The organism is Mesorhizobium sp. M2A.F.Ca.ET.067.02.1.1 (genome assembly GCF_004023285.1).
Lineage (GTDB): Bacteria > Pseudomonadota > Alphaproteobacteria > Rhizobiales > Rhizobiaceae > Mesorhizobium.
Genome location: NZ_RZSB01000567.1, coordinates 1 through 3,922, shown reverse-complemented (window position 1 = coordinate 3,922; position 3,922 = coordinate 1). Strand labels below are relative to the sequence as shown.

The 3,922-nt window shown below is 64.7% G+C and carries 4 protein-coding genes; 1 reads left to right on the top strand and 3 read right to left on the bottom strand.

The genetic code is table 11. From position 1 onward, the window contains the following. The 3 genes from EOA28_RS27655 to EOA28_RS27645 all read right to left on the bottom strand — a co-directional run. The coding region (locus EOA28_RS27655) for a hypothetical protein (RefSeq protein ID WP_210214961.1) at positions 1-633 on the bottom strand (633 nt) is incomplete at its 3' end. Positions 634-860: 227 nt separating this feature from the next. After that, a complete protein-coding gene (locus EOA28_RS27650; RefSeq protein ID WP_127253149.1) occupies positions 861-1,646 on the bottom strand; it encodes a DUF2270 domain-containing protein in 786 nt (261 codons plus the stop codon). A gap of 121 nt (positions 1,647-1,767) precedes the next feature. Beyond that, positions 1,768-1,974 (bottom strand): hypothetical protein, encoded by a 207-nt coding sequence (locus EOA28_RS27645; protein ID WP_126061490.1) that lies wholly within the window; start codon positions 1,972-1,974, stop codon positions 1,768-1,770. A gap of 349 nt (positions 1,975-2,323) precedes the next feature. On the opposite strand from EOA28_RS27645, the gene EOA28_RS27640 reads away from it, so the two are divergent. Then, on the top strand, positions 2,324-3,922 hold a 1,599-nt coding region (locus EOA28_RS27640; RefSeq protein ID WP_148670882.1), incomplete at its 3' end, for a cation:proton antiporter.

The following is a 3,922-nucleotide window of genomic DNA, read 5'->3' as shown; positions in this document are numbered from 1 at the left end:
GCCTATGCGCGTCATGGCGTTGCCTTGCGCCAGCGCCTGCATGCCGCGCATCATATCCTTAAGCCCTGAACCGAAACGGCTGAGCAGCACCCAGGCGAAACCCGCGGCGATCAGCATCGCGGCGGCGGTGCTAAGGCCGACGAGCCAGAGCAGACTATTGGTCCGCTGCTCGGCGGCGTTCAGCACCGGGTCATATTCCAGAAGCACGGCGCCGACGATCGTGTCCTCGTTCTGTTCGATCGGAACGGCAAGAATGGCGTTCACTTCGTTCGGATCGACGAACCGGCGCGGAACACCGTCTTGCAGCGTGAGGCCCACCTCATTGCCCGGATCGTGATCGAATGTCTCGCCGGCGATGTGCTCCTCGTCAGCGGCATGGGCGACAATCCGCTTGCTGCTGTCGACAACGATAAAATCGCGCCGCGCGCGGCGGTGCTGCTGGTCGAGATACCGCTTTAATGCATCAGGTCGATCAAGCAGCGATGGCGCACCGTCGTAGGGTTTGAAAACGATGGTGTCGGCGAGCTCACGGGCGACATTGGTCGCTTCGTTCAGTCCCAGATATCTGGCCGCCTTCAGCTGCGTGAAGACGGCGACAGCGCCAACCAGTCCGATCAGCGCCGCCGCGCTCACCATGCTGACGATAATCAGGCTCTTAATGCGCATGGCAAGGTCCCACCGGCGACAACGCTGTTGTCCGTGAATCGCGGCCAGCCTCTCATCTGTCGCGTTTTATTACCAAATGCTTATCAAGCGGCTAATGATGGCGCGCCTGATGGTTGTCCCCGCACGCGATTTCACGGTGGTTTACTGGCAGGCAGGCATAGCTGAATCCGGGTAAACGTTCGGCGTTCAGCCGCTCACACATGCACGTCGCCGAAGGAAAGCTCGTCGTCCTCGTCGCGGATCAGGAATGACGCGGCCAGCATCGCGAGATAGAAAACAGCGACCCCGCACACCACCGCCACGCCCGGGATGGGCCCGAGCGTCGCAACCCGGAACGTGTCGAGCAGCGAGGCGCTGAAGCCGATCGGGGCGCCCTCGCGCGCCAGGCTGGGTGTCGTGATCTTCAACACCCAGGCGAGCATCAGGATCGTATACATGAAGATGTAATTGCGGCGCAGCCGCCTGACGAGCGCCGAGCGCTGTGAGATCAGGAAGCGTGGCGAGCGCAGGCCTTCGCCGAGGATGGCGAGCCAGTTGGAGGCAAAGTCCGGCTGCGGTGAGAAGATCTGCGCAAAGTAGTATCGCTCGAACTGCCGTACCCTTGTCCTGTAGACGTCGAAGAAACGGTAGCGCCGCGCCTCGATCCACAAAAGCAGCGTGATCAGGAGCATCGCGAACAAGAGCACGCCGTGATGCGCGGAAGGCGTCGACAGCGACACCGACAGCATCGCCGCCACCACGGTGATCGCCCAGTTGCTGGTGCGGTCGAGCCTGTCGCGCCAGCCGGCCATACGCGCGATCTCGGCGCGGTGGAAATGCGACAGCGTCGTGGTGAATTCGGGAGAGCTGAGCTTCAGCGCCAGCGTGTCGGAAGCGCGGGGCGGTGCTGCCTTTTCGGTTGATCTCGCCGGCGCGTTCGCCTCGATGGATTTCGCGGCCCTGGCCGCGTCGGTGGATTTTGCGGCCTTCGTCTGGGACATCGTGCCATGCGCCTCCCACCGCCATGGCCGGCCGCATCCGACTTAAGAACAGGCCGGCCACACCCCGTATAGCACAACGTGTGGCCAGCCCAAAATGTTCCCGCCTTTTCAGGCGGATAAGTCAGGATGCAAGCGGCGGAACGCCGCCATTCGCGCGCCGCGGAAAGGGCAGCACGTCGGCCACCGGCCTGGCATGCTGGGCCGCCGCCACCGCGTCGATCACAAGGTCGAGTGCCTGAAGCGCCGCGCGGCTCGTTTCATCATCTCCACGCAGGTAATGGCACGCCCGGTCGAGGTGCAGGTGGGCGGCGGCAAAGTCGCTTTTCATTAGCTTCTCCTTATTGCCCCGCCTTGGCCGCCAACATCGTCGAGTCGCTTTACCGCGAAGCAAAAATCGGCGCTGGCATTTGAATAGAATTGTAGGGAGCGTTTCCTCGCCCCCGCAAAGCGGGGGAGAAGTGTCCGCGAAGCGGACGGAGAGGGGGCTTCGTAGGGCGGAAGCCCTCCTCTTCGAAGTGCTTTTGCCGGTCGAACCGGCGCTCCCCTCTCCGTCTCGGCTTCGCCGAGCCACCTCTCCCCCGCTTTGCGGGGGCGAGGAAATGCTCCCATCAGCCGTGCAACCGATCCGCGCGCCAGACCGTTAAGCCCAGGCGAGGAAATGAGGGGGCATCTTGTCCATGCTCAATCGGCGCCGGTCGCCGTCGGTCTGGATCGCGCTTGCAGCGGCGGCGCTCGCTTTGATGCCTGCCGTCGCCTTCGCCGCAGAGAAGACCGGCATGTCCTCGGAAGGCATCTTCGTCGCCGAGCTGATCCTGCTCCTGGTTGTCGGCCGCGGCATAGGCGAGGTGCTGGAAGCGCTGGGACAGCCGGCGGTGATGGGGCAATTGATCGGCGGGATCCTGCTCGGCCCCTCGCTGCTCGGCTGGGTCTGGCCGGCGGCCGAGCGGCTGGTCTTCGCCGGCGATCCGACGCACAAATCGATGATCAACGCCATCGCCCAGCTCGGCGTTCTGATGCTGCTTCTGCTCACCGGCATGGAGACGGATCTGAGGCTCGTGCGCCGGGTCGGCCGCGCCTGCTTTTCCATCTCGGCCGCCGGCGTTGCCGTGCCCTTCGCGCTCGGTTTCATCGCTGCCCAGTTCATGCCCGAGACACTGCTCGCCGCCGGCGGCGAGCGCATCGTCGCCGGGCTGTTCCTCGGCACTGCGCTCTCCATCTCCTCGGTCAAGATCGTCGCCATGGTGGTGCGCGACATGAACTTCATGCGCCGCGACCTCGGCCAGATCATCGTCTCCTCGGCCATCATCGAGGACACGATCGGCTGGGTGGTCGTCGCCATCACCATCGGCATCGCCACCAAGGGGCGGATCGAGATCGCCAGCCTGGCCTTCACCGTCGCCGGCGTCGCCCTCTTCATGGCGTTTTCCTTCACGCTGGGCCGCCGCATCGTCTTCGACGCCATCCGCTGGACCAACGACACCTTCCGCTCGGAATATGCGGTGGTCACCGTCATTCTCGCCATCATGGGGGTGATGGCCCTGATCACCGACCTGATCGGCGTGCACACCGTGCTCGGCGCTTTCGTTGCCGGCATATTGGTGGGTGAATCGCCGATCCTGTCGCGCCACATCGAAGGGCAGCTGCGAGGAATTATCACGGCGCTTTTCATGCCGGTGTTCTTCGGCGTCGCCGGCCTGTCGGCCGATCTCACCGTGCTGGTCGATCCGCAACTGGCGCTGCTCACCGTGGCTCTGGTGGTGATCGCCTCGATCGGCAAGTTCGGCGGCGCCTTCATCGGCGCCGAGGTGGCCGGCATGAGCCGCGCCGAAGGCATCGCGGTCGGCTGCGGCATGAACGCGCGGGGTTCCACGGAGGTCATCGTCGCCTCGATCGGCCTGTCGATGGGCGTGCTCTCGCACAACCTCTTCACCATGATCCTCACCATGGCCGTCATCACCACGTTGGCAATGCCGCCGACCTTGCGCTGGGCGCTGCGGCGCCTGCCGATCGGCGAGAAGGAGAAGAAGCGCCTGGAGCGCGAGGAGATCGATCAGCGCGGCTTCGTCGCCAATCTGGAACGGCTTCTGGTCGTGGTCGACGAGGGCGTCGTCGGCCGCTTCGCCGCCTACCTTGCCGGCGTCATCGGCGCCGGCAAGCCGACGCCGGTGCTGCATTCGAGCGGCGAGACCGATGCCGAGCCGACCGAGGGCCTGCATCTGGAGGAAATCGAGAAGGGCGCCGAGGACAGCCGCGAGGCGGCAAGGGAGGGCGACGAG

Coding starts and splice junctions, on each gene's coding strand:
- EOA28_RS27650 (WP_127253149.1), bottom strand. CDS start 1,646: ATGTCCCAGACGAAGGCCGCAAAATCCACCGACGCGGCCAGGGCCGCG.
- EOA28_RS27645 (WP_126061490.1), bottom strand. CDS start 1,974: ATGAAAAGCGACTTTGCCGCCGCCCACCTGCACCTCGACCGGGCGTGC.